Genomic DNA, 1,304 nt, shown 5'->3' with positions numbered 1-1,304 from the left:
AAGAGGGAACTTCGGGCCTGATCCCGGCGCGTCATCGGGTGCTGACATGTGTCCGGCCTCAGATGCGGCGTCACACATGCCGCGGGCCCGTATGGTGTTCGCGGGTCGGATCCAGATCAAAGCCGCGTGCTCGAAGGCACTCTGTTGCACACTGGTTCTCCCGATCCCGTCTCACGACTGTTGCGCCAAACTGCTCCTTGCCCTCTTTCGCTCCGACGTCCTCGCGACCGACGGAAGGCTTACGCTGCCGCGGCCGGAGACTGGTAGACGCCGCCCCGTGCCATCAGGGCCCAGACGATCCGCGCCATCTTGTTCGCCAGCGCCACCCGCACAAGCATCGGCGGCTTGCGCGTCAATATCCCGCCCAGCCACGTGCCCGGTCGGGTGGCGGCACGGACGTGCCGCTTGATGATCACGCTGTTGGCGCCAATGATCAGCAGCCGCCGGAGGGAGCGCTCGCCCATCTTCGTCGTGGCCCCAAGGCGCTGTTTGCCCCCGGTCGAATGCTGTCGTGGCACCAGACCCAGCCAGGCGGCAAAGTCGCGTGCCTTGCGAAATGTCTCGGGCGGCGGGGCCAGAACCGCAATGGCCGTGGCGATCAGCGGCCCGATGCCCGGCACTGTCATCAGCCGCCGAGCCACCTCGTTCGTCTTCGCCCGACGAGCGATCTCGGCATCAAGCCTGCCGATCTCGGCCTCGAGATGGGTCAGGGCTGCGACAAGAACCTTGAGCGTTCCGATGGCGTCGGCCGGCAAGCCGCTTTCGGGCTCCTCGACGATGGCGATCAGCTTCGCTGCGTTCGCCGCCCCTTGGGGGACGATCTGCCCAAACTCGGTCAGGTGGCCACGCAGGGCATTGATGGCCTGCGTCCTCTGCCGGATCAGCAGCTCTCGGACTCGAAAGACCATCGCGGCCCCCTGGGCCTCCTCGCTCTTCACCGGCACGAAGCGCATCGTCGGGCGTTGTGCTGCCTCGCAGATCGCCTCGGCGTCGGCCGCATCATTCTTCTGCCGCTTGACGAAAGGCTTGACGTAGGCAGGCGGGATGAGCCGCACTTCGTGGCCCAACTTGCCGATCTCGCGCCCCCAGAAATGCGCGCCGCCGCAGGCTTCCATCGCGACAACACAAGGTGGCAACTGGCAGAAGAACGCCAGCACCTGATCCCGACGCAGCTTCTTGCGCAGAACCGCACGGCCCGCGCCGTCAGCCCCATGCACCTGAAACACATTCTTCGCCAGGTCGAGCCCGACAGTGGTAACATCCAGCATGACCGTCCTCCTTTGTGGATCCTCGCAGACCCACCT

General features: G+C 65.8%; 1 protein-coding gene. It reads right to left on the bottom strand.

Going from position 1 to position 1,304, the window contains the following annotated elements; all coding sequences use genetic code 11:
• Positions 1-239: 239 nt before the first annotated feature.
• Positions 240-1,268 (bottom strand): IS110 family RNA-guided transposase, encoded by a 1,029-nt coding sequence (locus G8O29_RS18135; protein ID WP_166404593.1) that lies wholly within the window; start codon positions 1,266-1,268, stop codon positions 240-242.
• Positions 1,269-1,304 lie beyond the last annotated feature (36 nt).

The organism is Rhodobacter calidifons (assembly GCF_011174775.1).
Lineage (GTDB): Bacteria > Pseudomonadota > Alphaproteobacteria > Rhodobacterales > Rhodobacteraceae > Tabrizicola > Tabrizicola calidifons.
The sequence above is the reverse complement of the archived record's forward strand: the minus strand, read 5'-3'. Positions and strand labels throughout refer to the sequence as shown.

Bases quoted from the DNA above. Each gene is read 5' to 3' on its own strand.
- G8O29_RS18135 (WP_166404593.1), bottom strand. From the start codon at position 1,268: ATGCTGGATGTTACCACTGTCGGGCTCGACCTGGCGAAGAATGTGTTT.